Here is a 1735-nt window from a genome sequence, read left to right as displayed (position 1 = left end):
CTCGACTTTGGCTATTTACTAGACATAAAATAAAAAGAGGCTGCAATTTGGAATTGTGGTCTTTTTTATTGATTTTTATATCTAGTTATATGACTAGATATGGGATATCCGACTAAAATCCAGCTCATAAAAAGAGCCAAAAGTGAACAATGGTACGTCAACTTTCCTGCCGCAGTGGCACAGGCCATTGAATTCCGGCAGGGGGAAGTGGTGGAGTGGATCATTGATGACCATCAGAGACTTGTTCTTCAGCGAAGTGAAAAGGCAACCGAAGGCCTTAAAAAAAAACTTCCCCCGAAAACCTGAAAGACATCTTCGGGTCCCTGTTCTCGGACTGTAAATTGGCCTTTAAGCAGGCCCGGACCTGGAAAAGGGCTTCTGTACTTGCAGAAGGTCTTTTGGGCTGTGTCGGCAGGAGTACCGTAACGGGTATGATAACGGCCGCCGGACAGCAGTTCAAAGACTGGTCGGCGGCATACCGGCTTTTTCAGGGGGACAGGATGAATACCGATGCGCTGTTTTCAGTCATCAGGAAGTCCGTAGCGGATGCTGTCTCGGCCGACGAAGGAGAGATCTATGCCCATATGGACGATACACTTCTGAGAAAAACAGGTAAAAAAGTGGACGGGGCCAAATGGATGAGGGATCCGCTGGGCCCGCCTTTTCAGACCAACTTTGTATGGGGCCAGCGTTTTATACAGGTGTCCCTTTCTCTGTGTTCCAGAATGGACAAAGTACAGGCCACGACCGTTCCTGTTGATCTTCACCACTGCCCCTCTGCCCGTAAACCCAAAAAGGACAGTCCCCGGGAAGATCATGACCTTTACAGGGAAACACAAAAAAAGACCAAACTGAGCTTGATAGGATCCCAGAGGATCTCTGCCCTCAGAAAGGGGCTTGATTCGGACGGGCACAGAGGAAAAAGCCTGGTGGTGAGCGTGGACGGCAGCTATACCAATGAGACTGTTCTCAAAAAACTTGTTGATAATGTCATCCTGATCGGAAGGATCCGCAAAGACTGCAAGCTTTATGGGCTGCCCGATGTTTCCCTTGAAAAGAGCAAGGGCAGAAAGCGTGTCTACGGAGATGAGCTTCCCACCCCGGAACAGATCCGTCAGTCCGACGGATACGGCTGGAAGGAAGTCAAAGCATGGGCGGCAGGAAAAATACATACTTTCAATATCAAGACAGTCGGGGGGGTGAGATGGAAAAAATCAGGGCCGATGAATCTGAGGCTGGTGATCATAAGGCCTGTCGGATACAGGCTCACAAAAAAATCAAAACTGCTTTACAGGGATCCTGCATATCTGATCTGTACGTCCACAGAACTTCCACTTGAAAAACTGCTGCAGGCATATCTGTGGCGATGGGGTATAGAAGTGAATTTCAGGGACCAGAAAACACTGATGGGATGTGGGCAGGCACAGGTAAGAAAAGAAATACCCTGCAGCAAGACGCCTCAGTTCATCACCGCCGTTTACTCAATGTTGCTGGTCTCGGCCTCAAAAGCCAAAATTACAGAACTACCAAGGCCCAAGTGGTACAGGAAAAAGAAAAACCGCAGAACAACGACCCAGGACCTTATAAACCAGTTCAGGGCCATAAACTGGACTGATTCTGTCAAAATCAATTTCACCGACTTCGTCGCAATGGAAAATAAACAGCGAAGTGCCAAAAATAACCCTATTCATTCACTGTCAAGCTTGTTCTATACAAGAAATTAGCCAAACTTAAG

Annotated in this window: 2 protein-coding genes; both read left to right on the top strand. The window is 47.7% G+C overall.

The genetic code is table 11. The features are described from left to right. Positions 1 to 99: 99 nt before the first annotated feature. Positions 100 to 306 (top strand): hypothetical protein, encoded by a 207-nt coding sequence (locus tag ACFPFU_RS25590; RefSeq protein WP_377069585.1) that lies wholly within the window; start codon positions 100 to 102, stop codon positions 304 to 306. After that, the gene (locus ACFPFU_RS25585; protein WP_465263041.1) at positions 303 to 1724 is read left to right on the top strand and encodes an IS701 family transposase; all 1422 of its coding nucleotides are present in this window, start codon (positions 303 to 305) and stop codon (positions 1722 to 1724) included. The genes ACFPFU_RS25590 and ACFPFU_RS25585 overlap by 4 nt, the downstream gene beginning before the upstream one ends. Positions 1725 to 1735 lie beyond the last annotated feature (11 nt).

This window comes from Negadavirga shengliensis (assembly GCF_042652345.1).
Taxonomy (GTDB): Bacteria; Bacteroidota; Bacteroidia; order Cytophagales; family Cyclobacteriaceae; genus Negadavirga; species Negadavirga shengliensis.
Note: the sequence above shows the minus strand (reverse complement) of the source record. Positions and strands in the feature narration are given on the sequence as shown.

Coding starts and splice junctions, on each gene's coding strand:
- ACFPFU_RS25590 (WP_377069585.1), top strand. CDS start 100: ATGGGATATCCGACTAAAATCCAGCTCATAAAAAGAGCCAAAAGTGAA.